We start from the raw sequence: 23,644 nt of genomic DNA on the forward strand, positions 1-23,644 counted from the left end.
AATAATCCATAGAAAGAATGAAAGGAATGTGATGAAGATGAGTAAGAAAGCTTTAATTGTGTGGGGTGGCTGGGATGGTCATGAACCCGAACAAATAGCAGGTCTATTTAAAGAGATTTTGGAAAAGGAAAATTTTGCAGTGGAAGTCTCTAATACTTTAGATGCTTATGCAGATGGGGAAAAGCTGAAAACATTTGACCTAATCGTCCCTCATTGGACAATGGGAAAAATCGAAAATCAATATGTTGGTAATGTTTCAGAGGCTGTCGTGAGTGGTGTAGGATTGGCAGGCTGTCACGGAGGAATGTGTGACTCTTTTCGAAATGATGTAGACTGGCAATTTATGACCGGCGGGAATTGGGTAGCACACCCCGGAAATGATGGGGTAGAGTACGAAGTGAATATAAAGCATTCTTCCAGTCCTTTGTTAGAAGGAATGAGTGATTTCAAAGTAATCAGTGAACAATATTATTTACATGTTGATCCTGCTATTGAGGTATTAGCTACAACTCGATTTCCGGTAGTTGATGGACCACACTCAACGAATAGGGCGGTTGATATGCCTGTTGTGTGGACAAAGCGTTGGGGAGAAGGTCGTGTATTTTACAATTCACTTGGACATCACGCTGACATTATAGCAAGACATGAAGTAACAGAAATGATGCGAAGAGGATTTTTGTGGGCTGCCGAGGGAAAAAGCGTAGCGGAAAAATCTTCAGGAAAAATAAGTTTTTATTCTGGAATGGGAGACAGTCAATAAAGCGAGACTACCATCAGTGGGGGGCTCCCACTGATGGTTAGCGAGACTTATCGGGGTGTTAACGTCCGTTATTCCCCACTAGACTTCTTTGAAATCTTCTAGTCTTGAAGTGGGATCTTACGGACGTTTGCACCAGGTTAAAGCGAGACTGCCTATCATCGGGAGGCCTTATTCTCCACTAATGATTGGCTTGCTTGCACTGGGATAAAATATTCTGATAAAGAAGGGAATGGTGTAGGATGGCAGAAAAGAAACAAGTAAGAATCGGGATGGTTGGTTATAAGTTTATGGGTAGAGCTCACTCTCATGCCTATCGTGATGCTGCTTTTTATTTTGATCCGTCGGTGGAGCCTGTCTTGCAAGCGATATGTGGACGAAATGAAGAGAAAGTGAAGGAAGCCGCCGATCAGTTCGGCTGGAATTCTTATGAAACGGATTGGCGCGAATTAATCAATCGTGAAGATATTGATTTAATTGATATAGTAACCCCCAATCATAATCATGCTGAAATCGCCATCGCTGCTGCAGAAGCGGGGAAACATGTCTTTTGTGAAAAGCCATTAGCTCTTAATTTGGAACAATCACAGCGTATGCTAGAAGCGGTTGAGAAAAATAAGGTAATGCATATGATTAATCACAATTATCGATTTGCCCCTGCAATCCAGTTTGCAAAAAAGTTGATTGAAGAGGGGCGCCTTGGGAGAATCTATCATATTCGTGCAACCTATTTACAAGATTGGATTATGGACCCACAATTCCCACTCGTTTGGCGCCTGAATAAGGATGTTTCTGGCTCAGGTTCACATGGTGACCTGGCCGCACATAGTATTGATCTTGCTAGATTTCTAGTAGGAGAATTTAAAGAAGTATCGGGCATTCTCGAGACATTTATTAAGCAACGTCCACTTGTAGAAGATAGTGATGGCTTAAGTGGTACCGCCTCAAGTGAAAAGGTAGGAGATGTGAATGTTGATGATGCCAGTGTCTTTATAGCACGGTTTGTTAATGGGGCTATCGGTACCTTTGAAGCCACTCGGTTTGCGGGCGGGAACCGAAATGGAAATCGATTTGAGATTAATGGTGAAAAAGGATCGATTCGTTGGGATGTGGAACACATGAATAATCTAGAGGTATATTTCCATGATGATGAGCCAGGCCTCCAAGGTTTTCGAACGATTACGTGTACAGAGGAAATCCATCCTTTTGCAGGAGCTTATTGGCCAGCAGGTCATATTATCGGCTATGAACACACTTTTATAAATCTTGTAGTGGAATTATTAAATGGAATAGATCAGGGCTGTAGTCCGTCCCCAAACTTCTTTGACGGAGTAAAAAACCAAGCTGTTTTGGAAGCGGTTGAACAATCTTCACAAACAAAACAATGGATCAATATTCCAGATGTAATGCAACAGCTTGAACCAGTAAAGAAGGAGTGAGAAGGAAAAAATAGCTTTGGGCGAAAGCCCAAAGCTATTAGTCCGCTATTGCTAAATACACAAAGTAAGCAATCATAATAAAAGCGCCAATTGTAATTATTGAACTAGTCACAATCATAGCCTCCTTACATGACATGATTTGAGATACATACATTATAACTGAATATAATTATTTTGCCATTTTTAATCATTTTGTCATCTTTTTTTAATAGCTTTATTAATAGAAAATAGTATAAAATAGACGTATATATAAAGAAGGGAATCGTTACTTATGAGAACTTGGATAAGAAAATCACTGATTATATTAGTTTCAGTTCTTACTTTCGGTGTCGTCACCCCTTCACATGCCTTTTGGTCGCAAAATCAGGAAGTAACAAAAACATTACAGCGTACCCCTAATTCAAGCTCAACTTCTGAAAATCGCCCATCTGAGCATGAGGTGCAAATCCCTGTTACTCTTTCAGAAAAAGTTCCAGAGGATGACATTGTTGATTCATTAATTGGAAAAGCGGAACAACAAGCCCTGCTAAAATTCGGTCCGAAAATTTCTACTGTCATTGAGTCTGAATTTAACGATGTAATTATGCCACGAATCAGTGAGGCCATTGAAATGACGGTAGCCCAATATCCAGGGGACGAACTTAAAAATCTAGCAATCACTGAGAAACCAGGAGGCGGAGTAAGCGAAAAAATCTTTAATATTTATCATGCCGAGACTGGTAAAGATCTGATTTTATTTCATGTCCGCAGAGACAAGCCCCCTTTAGCAGGCTATCAATTTAATTTTCATTACCACACTTATCATGATCAATTCCAGGCCCACTATACAATGGGAACGATTTACTGGAGTAAAGATACCCCTCCTAATTGGCACACCGTATAAGAAAGCAAGTTCGCTGATTTTATAGCCGAACTTGCTTTCTTGCATTTTCCATTTCTTCACATGAATGCCCATGATATAATAAGATATCGATAGATTTAAGTGGAAGTAGGAAATCGAAATGCGAAAATGGTTCATTATTCCCATTATGCTTTTGGCTATTTTTTTTATATCAGATAAAACTCGTGCCGATTATAAGGGAATATTATTGGGCGAAAGCGATTTATATTCAACAATACAGCTTCGTGCCGACGGTCTACTTAAGGAAATCGTTGTACTTCCCCAAAATGATTACAACCACAATGAAGCAAAAGCAATCATTCATAGGCTGGATCAGTTACCAAAATCGATTTTGCAAAAAACAGTTCATCAGCATATAAAAATAATCTTGTTTAATGGAAAACTAACAGATCATGATCGTGTCCCCTTTCTTCAGGGGGAAATACCAAGAGGTTATACAGAGCCGGTCGTCTGGGATGATGTTCCTGGAATAGGGGGCACTGAGCTTGTTTATGTGAAGATCGGTCATAGCGAAAGAGGAAAAGGACATGGATCTGTAAATTTAGAGTATCACGAGCTTGCTCATTCCTTAATGAATTTAGTGTATAATGATACAATAGTTTCTGATGAAATAAGTAATCTATGGTCTGTGGAGGCAGAATCGATTTTTCCTAGAAATCAATACTTTTTGAATTATAAAGAGGAATATTTCGCAGAATGCTTTGCCTATTACTTTTTTTCTCCTGAAACAAGAAAGGTTTTACAGCAAAAGGCCCCTAAGACATATGAATTTTTTAATAAGTTATAAGTAGTGAGGATGTGGATGGCTTGGAACAATATTTGAATTTATGCAAGCAGGTATTAGATAAGGGTCAGGTTAAAGAAGATCGAACAGGAACGGGGACCGTTAGTGTTTTTGGACATCAAATGCGATTTGATTTACAAAAGGGGTTTCCATTATTAACAACAAAAAAGCTTCATACAAAATCCATTATTCATGAACTGTTGTGGTTTTTAGCTGGGGATACGAATGTGCATTACCTCCAGGAAAATGGTGTGAGAATTTGGAACGAATGGGCAGATGAGAACGGAGAATTAGGGCCAGTTTACGGGAAACAATGGCGTTCTTGGGAAACGGCTGATGGTAGAACAATTGACCAAATTAAAGATGTTCTTGAACAGATCAAAACAACTCCTGACTCCCGAAGAATGATCGTCAATGCTTGGAATGTAGGAGAAATTAATCAAATGGCTTTGCCACCTTGCCATTGTTTATTCCAATTTTATGTGGCGGATGGAAAGCTTTCATGTCAGCTTTACCAAAGATCTGCAGATATCTTTCTTGGTGTACCTTTTAATATTGCTTCATATGCATTGCTTACTATGATGATGGCGCATGTTACAGGTTTACAACCAGGAGAATTTATTCACACTTTTGGAGATGCCCATATCTATTCAAATCATTTTGAGCAAATTAAATTACAGTTACAGCGAGATCCTCGGCCATTGCCAGAGTTGAAAATAAACCCTGAAGTAACTGATTTGTTCCAGTTTAAATATGAAGATTTCTCACTTGAGGGTTATGATCCCCACCCAGCTATTAAGGGAGTGGTCAGTGTATGATCTCCTTTCTATGGGCTGAAGATGAAAATCGCCTTATTGGCAAGGATAATCAGCTGCCTTGGCGACTTCCAGCAGACTTGCAATATTTTAAAGAAACGACAATGGGACATCCAATTGTAATGGGAAGAAAAACGTATGAATCAATTGGAAAACCGCTACCTGGAAGGACAAATATTGTAATGACGAGAAATCATTCATTTATAGCAGATGGATGTGAGATCTTCCATTCCAAAGAGGAATTTTTATCATGGGCTGATAAAATAGAGGAAGAAATATTTGTGATTGGTGGAGCGGAAGTATATCGTCTATTTATTGAAGAGGTTGATCAGTTATATGTAACAAAAATATTTGATCAGTTTGAAGGGGACGAATATTTTCCGAGAATTAACTGGGAAGCATGGAAGCTCGTCTCAAAAAAGATAGGACGAAAAGATGAAAAAAACCCTTATGATTATGAGTTTAGATTATTTATACGTAAATAGATGAAGAAAAATTTCCTAAAACTATTATGTTAGCTTGGAGCATGCCTCCAAGCTTTTTTCTGTTTATATGTCTTCATTATCGATATTTAATTATGTTCCCAATTACTTATGGATTGAATATGGTAATACAGTAAAGATGTTTATAACAATATGAATACGATTACAATATAGGGTGAATTTTTTACAGGGATTGTGTGGGTTAAACTTTCTAGTGAAGAAAATGAAAGGATCTCTAAAGAAACAAAGATTTACGGACTATCCTTAATTGCAAGGGAATCTCGCTAAGAACAATAGGGAGGGTTATCAATTGAAAAAGAGATGGAGTCTGTTATTATTTGTGGGTTTGCTAGGAATAGTAACGTTGATTGTTTCAGGTTGTAGTTCATCTACAAAAGGGAACCCAGATTCTAGTTCAAAAAAAATCCAATTAACGATGGCGGCATGGGGAAACCCGGCTGAAATTAAAGTGTATCAACGTGGGCTTGATGAATACGAAAAGACACATAAAAATGTAAGTATTAAATTAATTCCTGTACCTAGTGATAATTATGAACAAAAGCTTTTGACACAATTATCTGGCGGGCAAGCGCATGATATTTTTTATGTCGGTTCTGAGACGATGCCAAAGTTGGTTGAAACTGGAAAGATTGCAGAGTTAACCGAGTTTCTTGATAGTGATGAAAGCTATGTAAAAGCCGATGAATTTGCAGATGGTTTATGGGGAGCAGCAAGACAAAACGATAAGATTTATGGAGTTTCTGTTGATAATAATCCTTACCTCATGTACTATAATAAAAAAGTTTTAAAAGAAGCCGGTATCGACAAAACACCACAGGATCATTTTGAAGAGGGGACTTGGAATTGGGATACATTTGCGGAGATGACAGATAAGCTTGTTGAGGCTGGAAAACGTGGGTTTGTAGCTGAAAACAATAGTGGACATTTATTCTCTTGGGTTTGGTCAAATGGTGGACATTTATTTGATGAAGATGGAAATTATATTTTAGAAGAAAATGTGCAAGCACAAGAAACCTTTAAATATCTTGAGAAATTGGTGAAAGGCGGAAATATAACCTATTCTGGCTCATTACCGAAAGGGCAGGGTGCGGATGCAATGTTTATGTCAAATCAAGTGGGATTTGTTGCGGCAGGCCGCTGGTTAACGCCGATGTTTAGTGAGAATAAAGCATTGGAATTCGATTATATTCCATGGCCAACAAATACGGGAAATGAAATGGAACCTGCGGCTATTGCGATTGCTTATATGTCTGTTTCGAAAGAATCGAAGCATATTGATGAAGCGATGCAGTTTTTATCTTATTATACTTCCGCTGAAGGGCAGAAGGCTCGACTTGCTGATAATGGCAATGCTGTTCCGTCTGTAAATGGTGTTGATGAGCTCATTACAGATGATGCGATTCCAGAACATGCTGATTATTTAATCGAAGCTAGAAACATCGGAAAAGTTGAAGACCAACAAGTCATGATTCCGGGAATGGAAAGTGAAATAAAGGATCTAATGGACCTTATGTACCTTGGAAAGCAAGATGCTGAAAAAACAATAGAAGCAGTGTCAAAAAAGGCGAAAGAAATGATTGATGAACATCGGGGGAAATAAAGATAAATTAAAAAGTGAGTCCAAAGAGGCTCACTTTTTTTATAACTTTTAATCGTAAATATTAAACATAGAACAAAACGCAAAAGTACATAAATGCACTTCCAGCAATAACAAATAAATGCCAAATTGCATGTGAGTATGGTAAATTTCTCCATATATAGAAGATGGCTCCGACTGAATAAAAGATTCCGCCTGTTAGTAACAAGTAAAATCCAGCCGGACTTAGACTTGTATATAATGGTTTAATTGCAATAATGATCAACCAACCCATAAGCAGATAAAATACTGTGGATAGAACTCTAAATTTATTTACTAGGAAGCATTTTAACGTAATCCCAGCAATAGCCAGCCCCCAAATAATTCCAAATAAGGTCCAACCTAAACTTCCATTTAAAGAAACGAGAGTAAGTGGTGTACATGTTCCAGCAATCAAAACATAAATAGCTGAATGGTCTAGGATGGCAAATACATTTTTAGTCTTAGAGGGCTTGAAACTGTGAAGCATAGTAGAAAATAGGTAAAGTAAAATCATTGAAACGCCAAAAATGGTAAAACTCACCACATGCATAGCATTTCCATTATTAACAGCGGAAACAATTAAAATGACTAGAGCTGGAATACTTAAAAGAAAGCCGATTCCGTGTGTGATCGCATTCGCTAGCTCTTCTTTCCAATTAAAAGTTGCACCGTCTGTGTAGTATGAGGTTTCCATCGTCATTCCTCCATTCTTTTTCATCATAGTGGTTTCTAGGGACAATAGCAATTATTATATTTCGAATAGAGCATTTTTATTCTGTCGTTTCATGTCCTAAACCTGTATAATTAAGATAACGATCATGAGGATGTGAAGCATTGAAAAAAATTAAAATTGTAACAGATTCAACGTCTGACTTAACAGTCGAAGAGATTGAATATTTAAATATACATGTGATTCCTTTATCAATTTTTATTAATGAAGAGACATATACTGATGGAGTAGACATCACTCCAGAAATGTTCATGATTAAAATGAAGATGGCCCAAGAACTACCTAAAAGCTCCCAGCCGTCTGTTGGTGAATTTATCAAGCTTTATGATGAACTTGGAAAAGATGGCAGTGAGATTATTTCTATTCACATGACTGGCCATATGAGTGGGACCGTAGAAACAGCCAAATCTGCTGCGCAAATGTCCAATTCTAAAGTAAAAGTAATTGACTCTAAATTCATTTCCAAGGCTTTGGCTTTTCAAGTGAGAGAAGCTGCTAGACTTTCTCATTTAGGGCATAGTCTAGAAGAAATTCTAGTAAAATTAAAAAAGATTCGTGAAAATACGAAACTATATGTGGCGGTGAATACTTTAGAAAACTTAGCAAAAGGCGGAAGAATTGGAAAGGGTAAGGCAATGATTGGTTCATTGTTAAATATTAAACCGATTGCTCGCTTAGATAATGGTGCGTACTCCCCCATCACCAAAGTTAGAAGTAAATCGCAAATATTGAATTTTTTAATAAAGCAGTTTATGGAAGAGAGTAAAGGGAAAAGCATTAATAGTATCGGCATTTCCCATGCTGATGGCTTGGAGCTTGCTATGAAAATGAAAGAGAAGATTGAAGAAATTACAGGCTTTCCCAAAGTTGAAATTGATTATACGACGCCGGTTATAAGTACCCATACAGGTCCTGGAGCTATAGGATTTATGTATTATTTTGATTAACATTATTTAATCGGAACGATCTAAAATTAGATCGTTTTTTTAAGGTCAAGGAAACTATAAAATTGTCGCTCGTGGATAAGTTATAATTTTGAGTTTTGTCGTCTAGCTCCAGCGCCCAGCGACTAGCAAACTTTCAGCTTCTTCCTATGATAAGTCAACATCGGCTCATTCTTCGCCGTGCTGTCTAGCTACAGACGGCAAGAGCTCGAGGTCAAATAACCCTGAATCGCAGAAGGGGAAATTCACCCTTCTTCGTTTCAGGAACATTTGCTTGTCGCTCCTAATCAGCCGTCTTTCGCATTTCATGTATCCTTTATCTCAGGGCTACAGGATGTAGGTCAGAACAGCGTTGCGCCAGGACGACGCGTTTTTAGCTGTTCATCCTTATTATGAAAGTTTGTACGTCGCTAAACGGGCGCTTGCGCTTTTGTTCTTGTTAAGGAAATTATAACATTCTTGGCTTGTGGATAAGTTGTAATTTTGAGTTTTGTCATCCAGCTCCAGCGCCTAGCCCCTCGAGGTCAAATAACCCTGAACCTATGAAGGGAAAAAGCCCCTTCCTAGGTTCAGGAACATTTGCTTGTCGGGGCTGATCAAGGCGCTTGCGCTTTTTTTCTTGATAATCGGATAGGACTCTGACCATTTTTTTCATTCAATATAGGATATGGTTATTTGCTAAATATGTTCGTATGTTATAATAAAATTTGATTTTATTTAGGGGGATGTGAAACAATGAAGAAATCTTTTATATTGTTATTCTGCATTATGTTTGTACTTTCCGGTTGTTCAACCCCCTATAAAGAGCAAAAAATACGTACGCTTGAACACGGATATAAACAGATGCCACCAGAGGATTTTTTACCGAAAGATCTTACGATTGTCTCAATAGGGGATTCATTAACACAGGGAGTTGGGGATATAAAAGAATTAGGTGGTTATATTCCCTATTTAAAAGAAAAATTAGAAGGTCAAAAAGATATAAGAACAGCAGACTTCGTAAATTTTGGTATAAAAGGGAATCGATCCGATCAGCTGCTAGAACGGCTAGGTCAGCCAAAAGTACAATCAGCCATTCAGAATGCTGATGTTGTTATCATCACAATTGGTGGAAATGATGTGATGAAAGTTTTTAAACAAAACCTTGCTCATTTAAAAGTAGAAACATTTCTTCAAGAAGAAAAGTATTATCAAGAACGATTGACCGATATCATTGAGACTGTTTCCTCTTATAATGATCAGACGGAAATTATTCTCATGGGGATTTACAACCCCTTTATGAGGTGGTTTGCTGATATTAAAGAAATGGATCAAATCATTTCAACCTGGAATGATACAAGTTCACAAGTTGTGGATCAATTTGAACATGCTTATTTTGTGCCTGTAGCCGATATTTTTAATAATTATGAAGAAGATCTTTTATATACTGATTATTTCCATCCTAATAATAAGGGATATGAATTAATTGCTAATCGATTTTATACTTATTTTAATGAACATAGCCTTATTGAAAAGATCTTTGAAAATGGCTAAATGTTAGGAGTAGTGATGATATGAAAAAGAAGAATATTTGGAAAGTCCTGTTTTTTGCTCTTTTAGCAATAAATATTCTTTTCTTTTTCGTTATAGGTATTTTTTTATTTCTTGCTGGGGAAGAACAACCCATTCCAGAATCACAAGCTGACTCGAAGCAAATGTCAGAGTTTTTGATCCAGACAAATAAAGATGATCTAAATGAATTAATTAATTACTATATCGAAAAAGAAAATCTAAATGGTCCGATTGATTACTCGGTTGTCTTATCAGACGTAGTGGAATTAAATGGGGAACTGAATGTATTCACAAGTACACTGCAACTAAAAATGACCTTCGAGGCCAAAGCTTTGGAGAATGGTGATTTACTTCTTGAACAAAAATCACTTTCTCTTGGTGGAATCCGTCTCCCGGTTTCTGAGGTTCTTAAAATTATCCGAAGCGCCTATAAGTTACCAGAATGGGTGATTATTCAGCCAAATGATAAGCAAATTTATGTATCTTTACAAAGCATGCGATTAAATAATGATATCCAAGTACGGGCAGAAAAATTTGATCTAACCGAAAATGAAATTGTGATGAAAATGTTAGTGCCTGTTGAATAGTTACTATTAGGTCATTCACTCACTTGTTTTTTTATCCTTCTAGGCAAACACACAAACCGCCCACCCATGGATTACATATGCTATAAGCGTAAGACAAAAGAATCAAGGAGTGGATTGTTATGTATTATGGCGGATATGATGGATGCTGCGATGGCGGCTATCCGGCATATGGTGGTTATGGCGGTGGCGGAGGTTGCGGCTATCCTGCAAGAGGTGGTGGCTTTGCGCTGATTGTTGTCTTATTTATTTTGTTGATCATCATCGGCGCTTGCTGGTGCTTTCCGAACTAGATAAATGCAGGAGCTGTCCGAAAAGTCTATTTAAAGTGAAATTTGCCCAATTTACAAACCCGAGAATGTTGATGAAACAGCATTCTTGGGTTTTATTTTTTAGGAAAAAATTATAAAATTCTTGGCTTGTGGATAACTGTTTACCTTGCGGTTGGTGTCTAGCTCCAGGCGCCATCGGCTCGAGGCTCGCAGGCGCGAGTCCATCGGCGAAGACATGCGGACGTGGCGACCATAGCCGATGTTCCACGAAATAACCTGAGCCAATGAAAGGCAAAGAACGCCTTTCTTTGTCTCAGAACATTTGCTTGTCGCCGATAAGCGGGCGCTTGTGCTTTTCTTGTTGTTAAGGAAACTATAAAATTCTTGGCTTGTGGATAACTGCTTATGGCGCGGTCGGCATCCAGCTCCAGCGTCTAGCCCCTCGAGGTCAAATAACCCTGAACCTATGAAGGGAAAAAGCCCCTTCCTAGGTTCAGGAACATTTGCTTGTCGGGGCTGATCAAGGCGCTTGCGCTTTTGTTCTTCAACCAGTTAAAAAAGTTACTTTTTAGACACACTCCTGTCATTTTTTTGTATCTAAGCGGTTTTCGCCTTTTGCAGATGAGCATTCATGCATGATTACTAACTGCGTGCATACATTATATTAATATTCCATGCGAATAAGGATATTTGCGTAGCTGTTTTAATCCGCTATACTGATTAAATAAAGAAACTCCATTTAGTGAATGTGTTTCATCCATGAAATGTGAGTAGACATCCACACAATCAGAAAGGCGGTATCATATGATGGAAAAATCCTTTTATCATTTTTTAATGAAATTTCGTCAGCATACAACTAGTGATGAGATTAGTCAATTTGCTAATAATGCTTATCAGGACCATAGCTTTCCAAAGCACTCTAAAAATTATCAAGAGCTTAGCAATTATTTAGAATTACAAGTAGATTATTTACCAACCGTTTCTCTTTTTGACCAGGTCTGGGAGTTATATGTAGAGTCCGAGAACAAATAATAGCGAAATTCAATTGGATAGGAGATTCAGAAGGGAGCGAAAAGGATTGGAAGAGATGGAGGTTATTATAGATACGGAAGAAATAGCTGAATTTTTCTATCATGAATTGCTAAAAAGAGGATATACACCTGGTGATAAGGAAGTCATGGAATTAGCCGATATTATGTTCGATTATTTAATCGCTAAAAGGATTATTGATGAAGAAAGTGAAAATTGAATAGTTGGAAAAATCCACCCCTACTTGTACTTACAATCTAAGTTGCATGGTAGACAAGAAAGAATTAAAATGGGAATAAGATAGGAGGTGGCGTGATTTGAGTATTCATATTGGAGCAAAAAAAGGTGAAATTGCAGATACGGTATTATTACCAGGAGATCCTTTACGGGCAAAGTATATTGCAGAAACCTTTTTAGATGACGTGAAATGCTATAATGAAGTAAGAAATATGTTTGGCTACACCGGTACATATAATGGCAAAAGAATATCTGTTCAAGGAACAGGGATGGGAGTCCCATCTATTTCAATTTATATTGAAGAATTAATGCAGGAATATGGTGTACAGAATCTTATTCGAGTTGGAACATGTGGAGCGATCCAAAAGGATGTGCAAGTCCGTGATGTTATTTTGGCTATGACAGCATCAACGGATTCCCAGATGAATCGTTTGACTTTTGGGGGTGTCAGCTATGCCCCAACTGCTTCATTTTCTTTATTGAAGGCAGCATATGAGCAAACTATTGAACAAGGTTTAAATGTGAAAGTGGGAAATGTATTTACAGCTGATTTATTTTACAACGATAATGCCGAACATGAAAAATGGGCAAAATATGGCATTTTAGCGATCGAAATGGAAACAGCTGCTCTTTATACTCTTGCTGCAAAATATGGGAGAAATGCTTTGTCTGTACTCACAGTGAGCGATCATATTTTAACAGGAGAAGCTACATCGTCAGAAGAAAGACAAACTACATTTAATGATATGATTCATGTAGCTCTTAAAACGGCGATAAACTGAGACGGCAGCAGTGAGAGTCTTACGGACAATTAAGCCGATATAAAATAAATGGAATTTGATAAATTCGTGAAAAGCTAAGTTCTTACACTATAAGAACTTAGCTTTTTTTCTGCATAAATTAGAAAAGGTAAGGAGTAGGACCCTAGAAGAATTCAAAAAGAGATCTGATGAGTGGTTATATGAGGAAGCACTATGGGATGATAATATGTCCAATAATTATTTCATATGGTTCCATACTTTCGAAGATGAAATAAACCATCGAGGGCAAATTAGAATAATAAGAAAAATATTACCTGATTTTTGATCCATTCAACAGTGGCTCGATGAGGCTGTCCCAAGAGTCGAAATCGCCAAAAAGATTCCTTCGCTCCGGTTTCCCCATATATGGTTAGCATTTGAAGCAAATTCATAATTTAGTCCATAATGATTACAAATATATAAGCGAATCCTGAACAAATGGGCTTTGGAAAACATCTCGCAACTACATGTTTTCGGGAATCTTTCTATAATAGGTCGAACCTAAATATGAAACCTTAAGGGTGTGCACCAGTCCTAAATAATGCAAAGACTGTCCCTTAGCGAATGAGGACCTCTGTCAAAAGACAAACTTAGTTGATTGGAGTGAAAGGCGGCGACTCCTGGGGGATTAGAGTGACAAGTGAGATCCCACAGGAGCGCTGCGACTAGGAAGCTCACTGCACGCCCCCTGCAACGAAAATCAACGGTTATAAGCTCTCATATTGTATTTTATATTGACAGAATAGTTACTTATAAAAAGGGAATTATAAGGTTGGTTTAATTATGCAATTTATTGTTAATCTGGTTAAGATGGTGGCTATCATGTTTTTGAAAAATTCGAATAAAACTATCTACACCAAATTTTCTTTTTCCAGAACCAATAGTAAAACGATCTTTACTATCTATTATTTCAAGACTTGAGCATAATTGTTGTCTAGTATCTATAAATTTATCAATTATTTCATAGACGGATGAATCTTTTAATTTTTCTAGTCCTTCGTTATTATAAGCATCATGATCAGGGAATTCTCTTAAATTTGCTTTGTCTTCCATAAAAGGAACCATATTTTCTAGATTAAACTTGTCCCAATAATAAAGATGGGCAACAATTTCTCTAATAGACCATCTACCAGGTTGTATTGGCTTACATAATTCCTCCTCATCGACTTGTTTTAACTCAGTAACTTCAGTAATCATATTTTTAAATGCGTCTATTTCTTTTTTTGCAGCCATTAGATATGATTGACCTCCTTTAATAATTTATAGGTTCACTCTATCATATGGTTATAATAAAACAACTAAATGATTGATTAAATGATACGATTAGCAGTAGCTTCTTTCATAATTTAGCAAAAACTGTTAGAATAAAGAGGTTGTAATGTTAACAATAAAGAACAGCCTGAATTTAATTGGAAGATGAAAGTGGTGAGCAGAGTGGAAGATGAAAATCAGACAAAAGATCATTCTCCCGAACATAATAGCTATATTCATATGAAGAAATTTAAATTTATTATGCTTATATTCGTGTTGATTTTCGCTACGTCGGGTGTAACGCTATTAGCATTATCATTAGGTGGAGAAAGCCCTGCTAATGTGATTATCCAAGAAAGAAAAGAATTTAATAAGTTATATCAAGCATACGATGAGTTAGATAAGAACTATTTCGAGGAAGTCAATTCAGAAGATCTCATTAATGGGGCAATAGATGGTATGGTGAATGCGTTAGGAGATCCGTATTCTGATTATATGACACAGGAAGAAAATGATCAATTTGAGGAAAGTATCACTTCTTCTTTTGAAGGAATTGGTGCAGAAATTCAGGAGAGAGAGGGAAATATTGTTGTCGTTTCTCCAATCAAAGATTCTCCTGCGGAAAAAGCCGGCATTCAACCCAATGATAAGATTATTAAAGTAGACGAGAAAAATATTCAAGGAATGAGTTCAAATGAGGCTGTTTTATTAATTCGTGGTAAGAAAGGCTCAAAGGTAGACCTCACCATTTTAAGGGGAGAGAAGGACAATGAAATTAAGCTCACCCTTACAAGAGATGAAATTCCCATCAACACTGTGTATGCTGAAATGCTAGATGATGGAGTTGCTAAAATTCAGATTACAAGTTTCTCACAGCATACAAATGAGGAATTAGAGGAAGCCTTGAACGAAATGAATGATAAAGGCATGAACTCTCTAATCATTGATTTAAGAAGGAATCCTGGTGGTTTGTTGGATCAAGCGATCTCTTTATCTGAGCTTTTTGTACCAAAAGGGCAAAATATTGTCCAAGTAGAAGATCGAAATGGTGCAATGGAAGAAACTATTGCTCAAACAGCGGACAAAATTGATGTGCCATCTGTCATGTTAATTGATGAGGGGAGTGCCAGTGCCTCAGAAATATTAGCGGCGGCTGCTAGCGAAACGGCTAATATCCCTTTAATTGGGGTGGACTCCTTCGGAAAAGGAACGGTTCAAACACAGAAAAAGTTTTCAGATGGATCGAATGTAAAATATACAATTGCCAAATGGTTAACACCAAATGGAAATTGGATTCATGATGAAGGCATCAAGCCTGATTATGAAGTGAAGCTTCCAGAATATGCAAATTTACCTTATATTAGTCCGGATGATGAATGGAAGGTTTCTTCAACCTCTGAGGAAGTAAAAGCCGCTGAGGAAATGCTAAAAGTATTAGGTTATGATCCAGGAAAAGTAGATGGCTTTTTTGATGATAAAACGAAGAAAGCCATAGAAAAATTCCAAAAGGATGAAAAACTAAAAACTACAGGGGTGCTTTCAGGCGATACAACCGTAAAATTAATGACAAATCTAAGCGAACACCTAGTAAAAGAAGACCCCCAAGTGAAAAAAGCGGTTGAAGTATTAAAGAAAGATAAACAGAAAAAAAAGGCGTCTTAATATAGAACAAATAAAAAACGAAGCGAGCACCTACAAAGTGATGTGGGGTGGCAGCTTCGTTTTTTTTGTATGAAATTTTAATATAAGGTGATTTACTAGTAATTCTCCCCGAATTTTATAAAGGTTCTTTCATCCTCGATCAAGCCGCAAGAGCCACACTGAACTCTTTTTTCTGGGCCTTGGTATTTCGTGTGAAAAGGTCCTGGGTCCATACCATGATAATCCTCTATGACCTCCCCTGATTGGGGATCTAAGCGAACAGCAGTGACAACTTGATCAATAATATTAAAGCGAGCACGATTCGTTTTGCAATTAGGGCAACAGTAAGGATTTGTCATTGTAAGCCTCCTTTAATGTGAATATCCTTAGCTTAACCGAAACGACGGAATAATATCGATATTAAGATCATGTTATGTTCACAGCATAAGAGAGGGCAGAATTAGTGCATGAAAGTCGTGAATAGGAGGAGTCGTTAAAATGTTAAAGATGACATTGCTTTGTAATAAATGTTATATAATCGCTGGTCGCAAAAGTTGTCAATATTAATTTTATACCAGTTTTTGGAGATATCTCCTAAATATAGGTATAGATGGAAATGGCTACCAGTTAGAGGAGTTGTTTAAAACTCGTTTATTTTTATAGCTATTTTAAGAGATGTACAAGTGAAAAGCGATAATCAAGTGACTATTCTACTAACTGGGATTTTCTCCCTTAAATATTACGTAGAATCATATGATAATATACTTGTGCAAGCGAAAAAATAGAATCAAAGGGGAGAAACAAAAATGAAAAAAGATATAAAGAAAGTTATTCTATCTACGGTGGCAGCTACAGCTTTAATGGCATTGCCTTTTACAGGAAATGCTGATGCAGCTTCTAATACAGAGCAAAGTCCATCTCAAAGTCCTTATAAAGTATTCTATTATAATGGCAAAGCATCAAATAATGATGATTGGTGCAAATATGTGTTTAATTTTGATTGGAAGCAAAAAAATGAGCAAGACGCTCAAAAGCAGAACAATCAAAAAGAGCAAAAACCAGAAGCAAATGAGGACAAACAAGATACAAATCAAAGTAAACCACCTGTTAATGTTGAACAACCTGAACAGCAACCGACACAACCAGAGCAAAAACCATCAGAATCGCAAAATAATAACCAAACAACTGAATCTACCACTACATTAAATGAGTTTGAACAACAAGTAGTAGATTTAACAAACCAAGAGAGAGCGAAAAATGGATTATCAGCATTGAAAGTAGATACAACACTAAGTAAAGTGGCTAGAGAAAAATCAAGAGATATGTCAGCAAATAATTATTTTGATCATAATAGCCCAACTTACGGATCTCCGTTTGATATGATGAAGCATTATGGTGTTGATTATCGTTCAGCTGGAGAAAATATTGCGATGGGTCAACGTTCCCCACAGGAAGTCATTGATGGTTGGATGAACAGTCCAGGACATCGTGCTAATATCTTGAACGAAAGCTATACTCATATTGGTGTTGGTTATATTTCTAATGGGAACTATTGGACTCAAGAATTTATTGGAAAATAAGAATTGAATCAGTTGCATGTAAAATCCAGCCATCTAATCCAAAGATGGCTGGATTTTTTCTTTGTTTTGGAAACTATAAAATTCTTGCTCGTGGAAAATTGTTTGCGTTGTGGTTTGACATCCAGCTCCAGCGCCTAATCCGAGAAGCTCACAGGATGAGATCATCGGCATTGCCACAGGACGTGGCGAACTTAGCTGATGTTCTGCATAATAATCCTGACCTATGATGGGAAAAAGCCCAAGCCCCTTCCTAGGTTCAGGAACATTTGCTTGCCTGAGGGCAACAGGATGTTGGTCAGAAAGGCGTTGCGCCAGGACGGCGGGAATTTAGCCCTTCACCCTAGACCAAGGGCGCTTCCGCTTTTGTTCTTATTTCGGAAACTATAAAATTGTCGCTTGTGGATAAGTTATAATTTTGAGTTTTGTCGTCTAGCTCCAGCGCCTAGCCCCTCGAGGTCAAATAACCCTGATCTATGAAGGGAAAAAGCCCCTTCCTAGGTTCAAGAACATTTGCTTGTCGGGGCTGATCAAGGCGCTTGCGCTTTTGTTCTTATGCTTCCAATTGTTGTAGGGAGGTTTGTGTATCTGTTTTTCTCATATAAGTCATGGTGAATAAATCTCTTGGAATCTCATATAGATCATATAGATAAGAGCCTGGATTTAATTGCTGAAAAACCAAAGGTTTCGTTTCATTTGCTTTTAAGACATAGGGTAATTTTCCGGCAGCTTTTTTCGAACGGTAATTTTCGGTTTTGATTCTCATGTAGACCGTTTCTATTGCCTTTTCAAAAAACAATTCTTGTAAAAATAATTCCTTCACCAATGAATTATATCCTTTGCCGTGATAGGCTTTCCCAAGCCAAGTGCCTAGAAAACCAGCTCCATGCTGAACATCAAATAAATTAATGATGCCAATTGGATTTCCCCATTCATCTAAAATCGTCCTAGAAATGAGTTCACCTTGATCTTCTGCTTCAATTGTTTGTTTGGTAATAAATAAAAATTCCTCAAAGGAATATGCTTTTTGACGCACAAAAGGGAAGACATCCGGGTGCGTCATTAATTCATAAAGAACTTGACATTCATGCCCAGTTAACTCGCGTTTTTTGAGCATCATGACCCCTCCTAGTTGGGGCAGTCCTAAATAGTCGATTCTGCCCCACGAAATTTTTTAAAATTGCATAAAAAATTTCGGGGTGGGAATCGAACCCACTAGAACCAGTTAATCACTGGTGGCGCACCATTTGCCTTCCCTCAATTATGAGCGATATGAAATTGTAATCTTTATACTGACATCATACAAAAAAATTTCAAATTTGCATAGTAGTAAATATAGCGAATCGTCATTTTTTTTAACGGAAAGGGTGAAAATATTTGAAACTTATACTATAGTTAATACGTAGAATAGATAAGAAGCTAGAAATGGAGGAATTAGAATGGAAACGAACATGGATAATAAGGTGGAAAACAATAATAATGACAGAGTGCTAGCAGCTGTAATTTATATCATCAGCTTTGTCTCAGCTTTTATCGGTCCTTTAGTTATTTGGTTAATCAAAAAAGATGAATCAGCCTTTATTGATTATCATGGAAAAGAATATTTGAACTTTTTCATCTCTTACGCCGTTTATGGGATTATTTCTGGTATTTTAATGATTGTTTTAATTGGTTTTGTTCTTGCTCCTATCGTTGGAATAGCAGCAACTATTTTTACCATTATTGCTGCTGTTAAAGCCTACGATGGGCAAGCATATCGCATCCCATTTATTTTCCGTATTATTAAATAATGAAAAAATCTGAACAGCTCTTGATAATTTGTTTATCAAGGGCTGTTTTTCTGTTGAGTGCCGGCATTTTGTCATAAGCCTGTCCCGTTTTTCATATAGTAGTTATTACATTCAATAAAGTGAAACTCCTCTGAAAAAGCCGTAAGGTAGGGGAGATTACTGCTCATTTATGCGGGATAAAAGGTGAATCATATGAATATAAGGGATTATTACTCTGGAATGTCAAAATTATATATACATCAAAGCATTTTATGTGTGATTGTTTTCTTGGTTGTCATCTTTCCAGCTCTACAGATAACAAATTTTTTTCCGACGAACACTGCAGGTATCTTACTATTCGTCATGCTAATTTATTATGCTCTGCGTCACATTTATTTTGCCTATAAAAGTCATAATCTCCCGAATCCAGCCATTTTTCGAAATGAAGGTGAAGTTTTACTTATGCTAGCGCCATCGCCTGTTACAGCGTATCAGGGAAAGCTATTCACTGGGAGTGGATTTTGTGCCTTCTCCATAAAAAAAGGGAGAAAAGCGAAGGAGCAGCTCTTTACCGTAACAGACCATCGGAAAAATACGTATTGGGTTGTTCAAATGAATGCTTTAGGTATGCGATTATTAGAGGCCGGAAAAAAGAATCCCCTGAGGATGCTCAAAAGTGAAAAACGTGAATATCGTACAACGGATGGCCAGTATTACCGGATTGTAAAATCTGTGTATACATTTTCAATTAAGAAGAATGGAAAAAAAATCATGTCTGTTTCTCAAGGACTAATGCCCATCAGTATGCAGCGCATCTTCTCATCTAGTACACCGATTATAGAATTTGATCGGCAAATAAACGAAGAAGAACGCATTTTTTGTTTACTGCTTTATTTTACAAATTAGGAGAATCCCTGTGAATCATTTGGAGAACTTGATCAAAGGGTTGCTGTTCTTTACTAGTGAAAAATGTTGAAAATGGATTCCCAATTGTTTCGACCCTTTTGCTTACTTCATCGATCGTAAAACTTTTCGGATCCAATTTTTCGTTTATTTCATACCAGTATAATGGAGCGGCGACAAGTCCTTTTGAAGGTAAACGAACAGAATATGGAGCTATAATTGTCTTTCCTTCGGCATGTTGGATAAAGTCAACATACAGCTTTCCTTGCCTGTTTTTTTTCAAGCGTTCAATGGTAAATAAATGAGGATGATAGCCCACAAGGAATTTTGCTAAGAATTCCGTAAATACTCGTGTTTCATCCCAAGTATATTGGGATTCAGGTAAAGGAATATACACCTGCATGCCTTTATTTCCAGAAAACTTCACAAAGCCGGTTAATGAAAAAGAATCCAATACTCTCTTGATAATAAGTGCTGCTTGTACAGCTAGCTGAAATTCCTCCTGAGAAGGGGGGTCTAAATCAATCACAATTTCGCTGACAAAGCGATCGTTAATCGTCTGAAAAGGAATATGATACTCAATTGCTAGCTGATTTCCAAGCCAGATCAATGTTTCTAAATGATTGCAAACAATCATTTGATTATCTTCATATGGTATCGATTCAACGAAATCTGGTGCACTGTTAGGTTTATTTTTTTGATAAAAAAACTCACCAAACTCTCCATGTGGTGCTCGAATCACGGTTAATAAACGATTTTCTAAAAAAGGTAAGAGATAAGGAGAGATCTTTCTTAAGTAGCGCAAAAAATCAATTTTCTTCACATGATTTTCTTCCCATAGGGGTTTTTCAGGATGAGAGATATCAATTTCACTTGGGAAAGCTGCATCCTTGATAAGAAACTCATTAAATGAACATTGATCAGCAGTAAGGTCTAATCGTAACTGCTTGAAAAAAGGTTCTCTTAGTTGTGCCCCTCCTTTCCATTCTAAGAAGTAAAGATCCAGACAGATAGCGGGCTCCATTATAAAAAGTGAACCTTCTTGAGAGTGGGAATTGCTTATGACCGTTTCGCGAAGCGCATTTTTTGTTTCGGTATCTAAGCCATTTATAAACACACCTAATGGGATAATAGATTGCTTCTCATCAAATACTCCTATATAAAAGTAATGATTTTCTTCATCGTACCCAGTGATAAAGCAAGAGACTGTTTTCCAATTTTTGATTTTCATCCAGTGTCTACTTCTTTTTCCTTCCTCCCATATACTACCCTTTTGTTTTGCAACAATGCCTTCACTATTATAATCGTACATTCTTTTTGCAAGCTGTTCAAAGTCTTCCTCATAAGGGATAAATTGAAGCAGTTTATCATCCTCATAAGCTGGAGATAAAGGAAGATCAAGCTGATTGAAAAGAGAGGATAGTTGTTGTTTTCGACTGTCATAAGCCATCTGTGTCGTCGATTGTCCAGTCATTTCTAATAAATCGAACGCTAAAAACCGACAAGGGCGAAGCTGGGAGGCCTCCCCGATTTTACCTTTTGTCTTTATACGGCCACGGATCTGCAGTTGTGAAAAATTGGCTTTATAATCATTTTCAAGCATGACTAATTCTCCGTCTATTTTCAGAGGAAGCCATGGCTTCAATTGTTCTTGAAGAGAGGCTAAATACTCCGTCAACTCTGGAAATTGCGGTAATAAATTTTTCCCATTACGGCTCCACAGAAAGCATTGATGTTCTTGGCAATCAAGGATGCCGCGAAATCCGTCATATTTTATTTCATACAACCATTTTCCATGTTTTGGATGATCAAAAACTAAGGTAGGAAGCATTGGTTTCAGCATAGAATCACCTTTATCCCGCATTAACTAGCTGTAAGCTCTCCACTTAAGAATTCGTGGGAAAACATCGAATGACATGTGGAGATCAACAGCCCGTATAAGCCCGATTTGTTCAACTAACAAACAGTGGAAATGAAAAAACCTCACTGATTGAAGTTTCACTTTATGTTAGTTATTGAAATTAGCATACCCAACTTTCTATGGATTTTTCCCAATTGTTACTTGGGATAATTTTTTTCATGAATGCAAATGCTATTAAAAAAGCGAAGAAGAAGGTGTATGAATGCATACAATGTGGAAGGGAAGCATCAGTTTTGGCCTCGTGAATATTCCGATTAAATTACATGCAGCGACAGAAGATAAGGATATTAAATTTCGTTCTCTTCATAACAAATGTAATACGCCAATAAAATACGAGAAAATCTGTCCGGTATGTGAGGAAAAAGTAAAAACAGATGATATTGTAAAGGGGTATGAATTAACAAAAGGAGAGTATGTGGTAGTTGAGCAGGACGAATTAAAAGCATTAGCGGGGGAAAAAGGAGAAAAAGCTGTAGAGATCATCGATTTTATTCATTTAAATGAAATTGATCCAATTTATTTTAACCGAAGCTATTACATGTCTCCAGACGGTGGAGCAAAAGCATACAGTCTTTTACGAAAAGCTCTAATAGAAAGTGGAAAAGCTGGCATCGCTAAAATCATCATTCGCTCAAAAGAGCAATTAGCTGTTATTCGTGTATATGAAAAAACACTTTTAATGGAGACCATTCATTATCCTGATGAAGTTAGAAAGGTGACGGAAGTGCCAAATGTACCAAATGAAGATGAGGCATCTAAAAAGGAAATTGATACAGCTATTTTATTAATTGACCAACTAACGACACCATTTGCACCTGAAAAATACGAAGATGAATATCGAAACAAAGTCATGGAGCTTATCCAAACAAAGCAAAAAGGGGAAAAAACAGTCACTGCAAAACCGGAAAAAACGACAGAAAATATTACGGATTTGATGGCTGCATTACAAGCCTCTATTGACAAATCAAAACCGGAAAAGAAAACAACAAAGCGGAAAAAGACGACAAAGAAAACAGCAGAACCTAGATAAGCTGTTAGGTGATAGAAGGTGTGAATCCCTGAAAAAGCGGGAATTTTGGCGAAAAAAGACGAAAAGTTTTTCGCTATTTTCTTGCTTTTTCCAATTTCCTCATGTATGATGAAGTTGCTTAGCATTGTTGATTGAAAGTTTAATAATTCTAACTAATTTTTATGGCAGATACCGGCCACAGTTTTATTTTGGAGTTAAAATTCACATGTTATAATGAATATCTGCTCCTAAAAGTGGGTATTGATTATAATATGTGATTTTTTATTTACTTGGTAAATATGAAGAACATATTAAAAATTTTTTGGAGGTTTTATACCAATGGCAACAGGTACAGTAAAATGGTTTAACAGTGAAAAAGGCTTTGGCTTCATCGAAGTTGAAGGCGGAAATGATGTATTCGTTCATTATAGTGCAATCGGTGGAGAAGGCTTCAAGACACTTGACGAAGGTCAACAAGTTGAATTTGATATCGTTGAAGGACAACGTGGCCCACAAGCTGAAAACGTTGTGAAACTATAATGAAAAAAACCTAACTCATGATTTGAGTTAGGTTTTTTTCATTTTTAAAAGTATGAGAATGCACATCGG

25 protein-coding genes are annotated in these 23,644 nt (G+C 37.0%); 20 read left to right on the forward strand and 5 right to left on the reverse strand.

Features of this window, described 5'->3' with window-relative positions; all coding sequences use genetic code 11:
- The first annotated feature begins 37 nt into the window (after positions 1 to 37).
- The 7 genes from KI375_RS02960 (at position 38) to KI375_RS02990 (ending at position 6,799) form a co-directional block, all read left to right on the forward strand.
- Positions 38 to 760, forward strand: a complete 723-nt coding sequence (locus tag KI375_RS02960) for a ThuA domain-containing protein (RefSeq protein WP_212972075.1) — start codon at positions 38 to 40, stop codon at positions 758 to 760.
- Positions 761 to 999: 239 nt separating this feature from the next.
- Positions 1,000 to 2,196: a Gfo/Idh/MocA family protein gene (locus KI375_RS02965; RefSeq protein ID WP_212972076.1), complete on the forward strand. Its 1,197-nt coding sequence runs from the start codon at positions 1,000 to 1,002 to the stop codon at positions 2,194 to 2,196.
- A gap of 271 nt (positions 2,197 to 2,467) precedes the next feature.
- On the forward strand, positions 2,468 to 3,079 hold the full coding sequence (locus tag KI375_RS02970) for a YpjP family protein (protein WP_212972077.1): 612 nt from the start codon (positions 2,468 to 2,470) through the stop codon (positions 3,077 to 3,079).
- A 118-nt stretch (positions 3,080 to 3,197) separates the two neighbouring features.
- The gene (locus KI375_RS02975) at positions 3,198 to 3,884 is read left to right on the forward strand and encodes an anthrax toxin lethal factor-related metalloendopeptidase (RefSeq protein WP_212972078.1); all 687 of its coding nucleotides are present in this window, start codon (positions 3,198 to 3,200) and stop codon (positions 3,882 to 3,884) included.
- A gap of 20 nt (positions 3,885 to 3,904) precedes the next feature.
- A complete protein-coding gene (locus tag KI375_RS02980; RefSeq protein WP_212972079.1) occupies positions 3,905 to 4,699 on the forward strand; it encodes a thymidylate synthase in 795 nt (264 codons plus the stop codon).
- Positions 4,696 to 5,181: a dihydrofolate reductase gene (locus KI375_RS02985; protein ID WP_212972080.1), complete on the forward strand. Its 486-nt coding sequence runs from the start codon at positions 4,696 to 4,698 to the stop codon at positions 5,179 to 5,181. The genes KI375_RS02980 and KI375_RS02985 overlap by 4 nt, the downstream gene beginning before the upstream one ends.
- 307 nt (positions 5,182 to 5,488) lie before the next feature.
- The gene (locus KI375_RS02990) at positions 5,489 to 6,799 is read left to right on the forward strand and encodes an ABC transporter substrate-binding protein (RefSeq protein ID WP_244852234.1); all 1,311 of its coding nucleotides are present in this window, start codon (positions 5,489 to 5,491) and stop codon (positions 6,797 to 6,799) included.
- Positions 6,800 to 6,860: 61 nt separating this feature from the next.
- Here the strand turns inward: KI375_RS02990 and trhA are convergent, their stop codons facing one another.
- Positions 6,861 to 7,511 (reverse strand): PAQR family membrane homeostasis protein TrhA, encoded by a 651-nt coding sequence (gene trhA / locus KI375_RS02995; protein WP_207452332.1) that lies wholly within the window; start codon positions 7,509 to 7,511, stop codon positions 6,861 to 6,863.
- Between the two features lie 140 nt (positions 7,512 to 7,651).
- On the opposite strand from trhA, the gene KI375_RS03000 reads away from it, so the two are divergent.
- The 7 genes from KI375_RS03000 (at position 7,652) to deoD (ending at position 12,946) form a co-directional block, all read left to right on the forward strand.
- Positions 7,652 to 8,494: a DegV family protein gene (locus KI375_RS03000; protein ID WP_212972081.1), complete on the forward strand. Its 843-nt coding sequence runs from the start codon at positions 7,652 to 7,654 to the stop codon at positions 8,492 to 8,494.
- Between the two features lie 732 nt (positions 8,495 to 9,226).
- Positions 9,227 to 10,024, forward strand: coding sequence for an SGNH/GDSL hydrolase family protein (locus tag KI375_RS03005; RefSeq protein ID WP_244852236.1), 798 nt, complete (start codon positions 9,227 to 9,229; stop codon positions 10,022 to 10,024).
- Between the two features lie 20 nt (positions 10,025 to 10,044).
- On the forward strand, positions 10,045 to 10,629 hold the full coding sequence (locus KI375_RS03010; RefSeq protein WP_212972082.1) for a YpmS family protein: 585 nt from the start codon (positions 10,045 to 10,047) through the stop codon (positions 10,627 to 10,629).
- Between the two features lie 119 nt (positions 10,630 to 10,748).
- The gene (locus KI375_RS03015) at positions 10,749 to 10,919 is read left to right on the forward strand and encodes a YjcZ family sporulation protein (RefSeq protein WP_212972083.1); all 171 of its coding nucleotides are present in this window, start codon (positions 10,749 to 10,751) and stop codon (positions 10,917 to 10,919) included.
- A gap of 786 nt (positions 10,920 to 11,705) precedes the next feature.
- Positions 11,706 to 11,930: a YozE family protein gene (locus KI375_RS03020; protein ID WP_212972418.1), complete on the forward strand. Its 225-nt coding sequence runs from the start codon at positions 11,706 to 11,708 to the stop codon at positions 11,928 to 11,930.
- 46 nt (positions 11,931 to 11,976) lie between these two features.
- Positions 11,977 to 12,147: a YozD family protein gene (locus KI375_RS03025; protein ID WP_212972084.1), complete on the forward strand. Its 171-nt coding sequence runs from the start codon at positions 11,977 to 11,979 to the stop codon at positions 12,145 to 12,147.
- A gap of 97 nt (positions 12,148 to 12,244) precedes the next feature.
- Positions 12,245 to 12,946 carry a purine-nucleoside phosphorylase gene (gene deoD, locus KI375_RS03030; RefSeq protein ID WP_212972085.1) on the forward strand — a complete coding sequence of 234 codons (702 nt, stop codon included), beginning with the start codon at positions 12,245 to 12,247 and terminating at the stop codon, positions 12,944 to 12,946.
- 795 nt (positions 12,947 to 13,741) lie between these two features.
- Here deoD and KI375_RS03035 read toward each other — a convergent pair.
- Positions 13,742 to 14,197 carry a DinB family protein gene (locus KI375_RS03035; RefSeq protein ID WP_212972086.1) on the reverse strand — a complete coding sequence of 152 codons (456 nt, stop codon included), beginning with the start codon at positions 14,195 to 14,197 and terminating at the stop codon, positions 13,742 to 13,744.
- A 201-nt stretch (positions 14,198 to 14,398) separates the two neighbouring features.
- Between KI375_RS03035 and KI375_RS03040 the strand changes: the two genes are divergently transcribed.
- Positions 14,399 to 15,877: a lmo1851 family serine protease gene (locus tag KI375_RS03040; RefSeq protein ID WP_244852238.1), complete on the forward strand. Its 1,479-nt coding sequence runs from the start codon at positions 14,399 to 14,401 to the stop codon at positions 15,875 to 15,877.
- A 95-nt stretch (positions 15,878 to 15,972) separates the two neighbouring features.
- Here the strand turns inward: KI375_RS03040 and KI375_RS03045 are convergent, their stop codons facing one another.
- Positions 15,973 to 16,215, reverse strand: coding sequence for a DNA alkylation repair protein (locus KI375_RS03045; RefSeq protein WP_212972088.1), 243 nt, complete (start codon positions 16,213 to 16,215; stop codon positions 15,973 to 15,975).
- Positions 16,216 to 16,662: 447 nt separating this feature from the next.
- Between KI375_RS03045 and KI375_RS03050 the strand changes: the two genes are divergently transcribed.
- Complete coding sequence (locus KI375_RS03050) at positions 16,663 to 17,436, forward strand: CAP domain-containing protein (protein ID WP_212972089.1); 774 nt, start codon at positions 16,663 to 16,665, stop codon at positions 17,434 to 17,436.
- Positions 17,437 to 17,986: 550 nt separating this feature from the next.
- Here KI375_RS03050 and KI375_RS03055 read toward each other — a convergent pair.
- Positions 17,987 to 18,550: a GNAT family N-acetyltransferase gene (locus tag KI375_RS03055; protein ID WP_212972090.1), complete on the reverse strand. Its 564-nt coding sequence runs from the start codon at positions 18,548 to 18,550 to the stop codon at positions 17,987 to 17,989.
- Positions 18,551 to 18,872: 322 nt separating this feature from the next.
- Between KI375_RS03055 and KI375_RS03060 the strand changes: the two genes are divergently transcribed.
- Together KI375_RS03060 and KI375_RS03065 are read left to right on the forward strand one after the other, a co-directional pair.
- Positions 18,873 to 19,223 (forward strand): DUF4870 domain-containing protein, encoded by a 351-nt coding sequence (locus tag KI375_RS03060; protein WP_242698428.1) that lies wholly within the window; start codon positions 18,873 to 18,875, stop codon positions 19,221 to 19,223.
- A gap of 192 nt (positions 19,224 to 19,415) precedes the next feature.
- The gene (locus tag KI375_RS03065) at positions 19,416 to 20,108 is read left to right on the forward strand and encodes a hypothetical protein (RefSeq protein ID WP_212972091.1); all 693 of its coding nucleotides are present in this window, start codon (positions 19,416 to 19,418) and stop codon (positions 20,106 to 20,108) included.
- Here the strand turns inward: KI375_RS03065 and KI375_RS03070 are convergent.
- Complete coding sequence (locus tag KI375_RS03070) at positions 20,098 to 21,948, reverse strand: DNA ligase D (protein WP_244852240.1); 1,851 nt, start codon at positions 21,946 to 21,948, stop codon at positions 20,098 to 20,100. The two genes, KI375_RS03065 and KI375_RS03070, sit on opposite strands and share 11 nt — an antisense overlap.
- Positions 21,949 to 22,228: 280 nt before the next feature.
- Here KI375_RS03070 and ku point away from each other — a divergent pair, with 280 nt between their 5' ends.
- Together ku and KI375_RS03080 are read left to right on the forward strand one after the other, a co-directional pair.
- The gene (ku, locus tag KI375_RS03075) at positions 22,229 to 23,056 is read left to right on the forward strand and encodes a non-homologous end joining protein Ku (RefSeq protein ID WP_212972092.1); all 828 of its coding nucleotides are present in this window, start codon (positions 22,229 to 22,231) and stop codon (positions 23,054 to 23,056) included.
- 318 nt (positions 23,057 to 23,374) lie between these two features.
- Positions 23,375 to 23,575: a cold-shock protein gene (locus KI375_RS03080; protein WP_207452638.1), complete on the forward strand. Its 201-nt coding sequence runs from the start codon at positions 23,375 to 23,377 to the stop codon at positions 23,573 to 23,575.
- Positions 23,576 to 23,644: the final 69 nt, after the last annotated feature.

This window comes from Bacillus sp. J14TS2 (assembly GCF_018333015.1).
In the GTDB taxonomy this organism is placed as follows: domain Bacteria; phylum Bacillota; class Bacilli; order Bacillales; family Bacillaceae_C; genus Lederbergia.

What these genes read in the sequence shown, in the direction of transcription:
- KI375_RS02960 (WP_212972075.1), top strand. Translation starts at nt 38, where the DNA reads ATGAGTAAGAAAGCTTTAATTGTGTGGGGTGGCTGGGATGGTCATGAA.
- KI375_RS02965 (WP_212972076.1), top strand. Translation starts at nt 1,000, where the DNA reads ATGGCAGAAAAGAAACAAGTAAGAATCGGGATGGTTGGTTATAAGTTT.
- KI375_RS02970 (WP_212972077.1), top strand. Translation starts at nt 2,468, where the DNA reads ATGAGAACTTGGATAAGAAAATCACTGATTATATTAGTTTCAGTTCTT.
- KI375_RS02975 (WP_212972078.1), top strand. Translation starts at nt 3,198, where the DNA reads ATGCGAAAATGGTTCATTATTCCCATTATGCTTTTGGCTATTTTTTTT.
- KI375_RS02985 (WP_212972080.1), top strand. Translation starts at nt 4,696, where the DNA reads ATGATCTCCTTTCTATGGGCTGAAGATGAAAATCGCCTTATTGGCAAG.
- trhA (WP_207452332.1), bottom strand. Translation starts at nt 7,511, where the DNA reads ATGGAAACCTCATACTACACAGACGGTGCAACTTTTAATTGGAAAGAA.
- KI375_RS03005 (WP_244852236.1), top strand. Translation starts at nt 9,227, where the DNA reads ATGAAGAAATCTTTTATATTGTTATTCTGCATTATGTTTGTACTTTCC.
- KI375_RS03010 (WP_212972082.1), top strand. Translation starts at nt 10,045, where the DNA reads ATGAAAAAGAAGAATATTTGGAAAGTCCTGTTTTTTGCTCTTTTAGCA.
- KI375_RS03015 (WP_212972083.1), top strand. Translation starts at nt 10,749, where the DNA reads ATGTATTATGGCGGATATGATGGATGCTGCGATGGCGGCTATCCGGCA.
- KI375_RS03020 (WP_212972418.1), top strand. Translation starts at nt 11,706, where the DNA reads ATGGAAAAATCCTTTTATCATTTTTTAATGAAATTTCGTCAGCATACA.
- KI375_RS03035 (WP_212972086.1), bottom strand. Translation starts at nt 14,197, where the DNA reads ATGGCTGCAAAAAAAGAAATAGACGCATTTAAAAATATGATTACTGAA.
- KI375_RS03045 (WP_212972088.1), bottom strand. Translation starts at nt 16,215, where the DNA reads ATGACAAATCCTTACTGTTGCCCTAATTGCAAAACGAATCGTGCTCGC.
- KI375_RS03050 (WP_212972089.1), top strand. Translation starts at nt 16,663, where the DNA reads ATGAAAAAAGATATAAAGAAAGTTATTCTATCTACGGTGGCAGCTACA.
- KI375_RS03055 (WP_212972090.1), bottom strand. Translation starts at nt 18,550, where the DNA reads ATGCTCAAAAAACGCGAGTTAACTGGGCATGAATGTCAAGTTCTTTAT.
- KI375_RS03060 (WP_242698428.1), top strand. Translation starts at nt 18,873, where the DNA reads ATGGAAACGAACATGGATAATAAGGTGGAAAACAATAATAATGACAGA.
- KI375_RS03065 (WP_212972091.1), top strand. Translation starts at nt 19,416, where the DNA reads ATGAATATAAGGGATTATTACTCTGGAATGTCAAAATTATATATACAT.
- KI375_RS03070 (WP_244852240.1), bottom strand. Translation starts at nt 21,948, where the DNA reads ATGCTGAAACCAATGCTTCCTACCTTAGTTTTTGATCATCCAAAACAT.
- ku (WP_212972092.1), top strand. Translation starts at nt 22,229, where the DNA reads ATGCATACAATGTGGAAGGGAAGCATCAGTTTTGGCCTCGTGAATATT.
- KI375_RS03080 (WP_207452638.1), top strand. Translation starts at nt 23,375, where the DNA reads ATGGCAACAGGTACAGTAAAATGGTTTAACAGTGAAAAAGGCTTTGGC.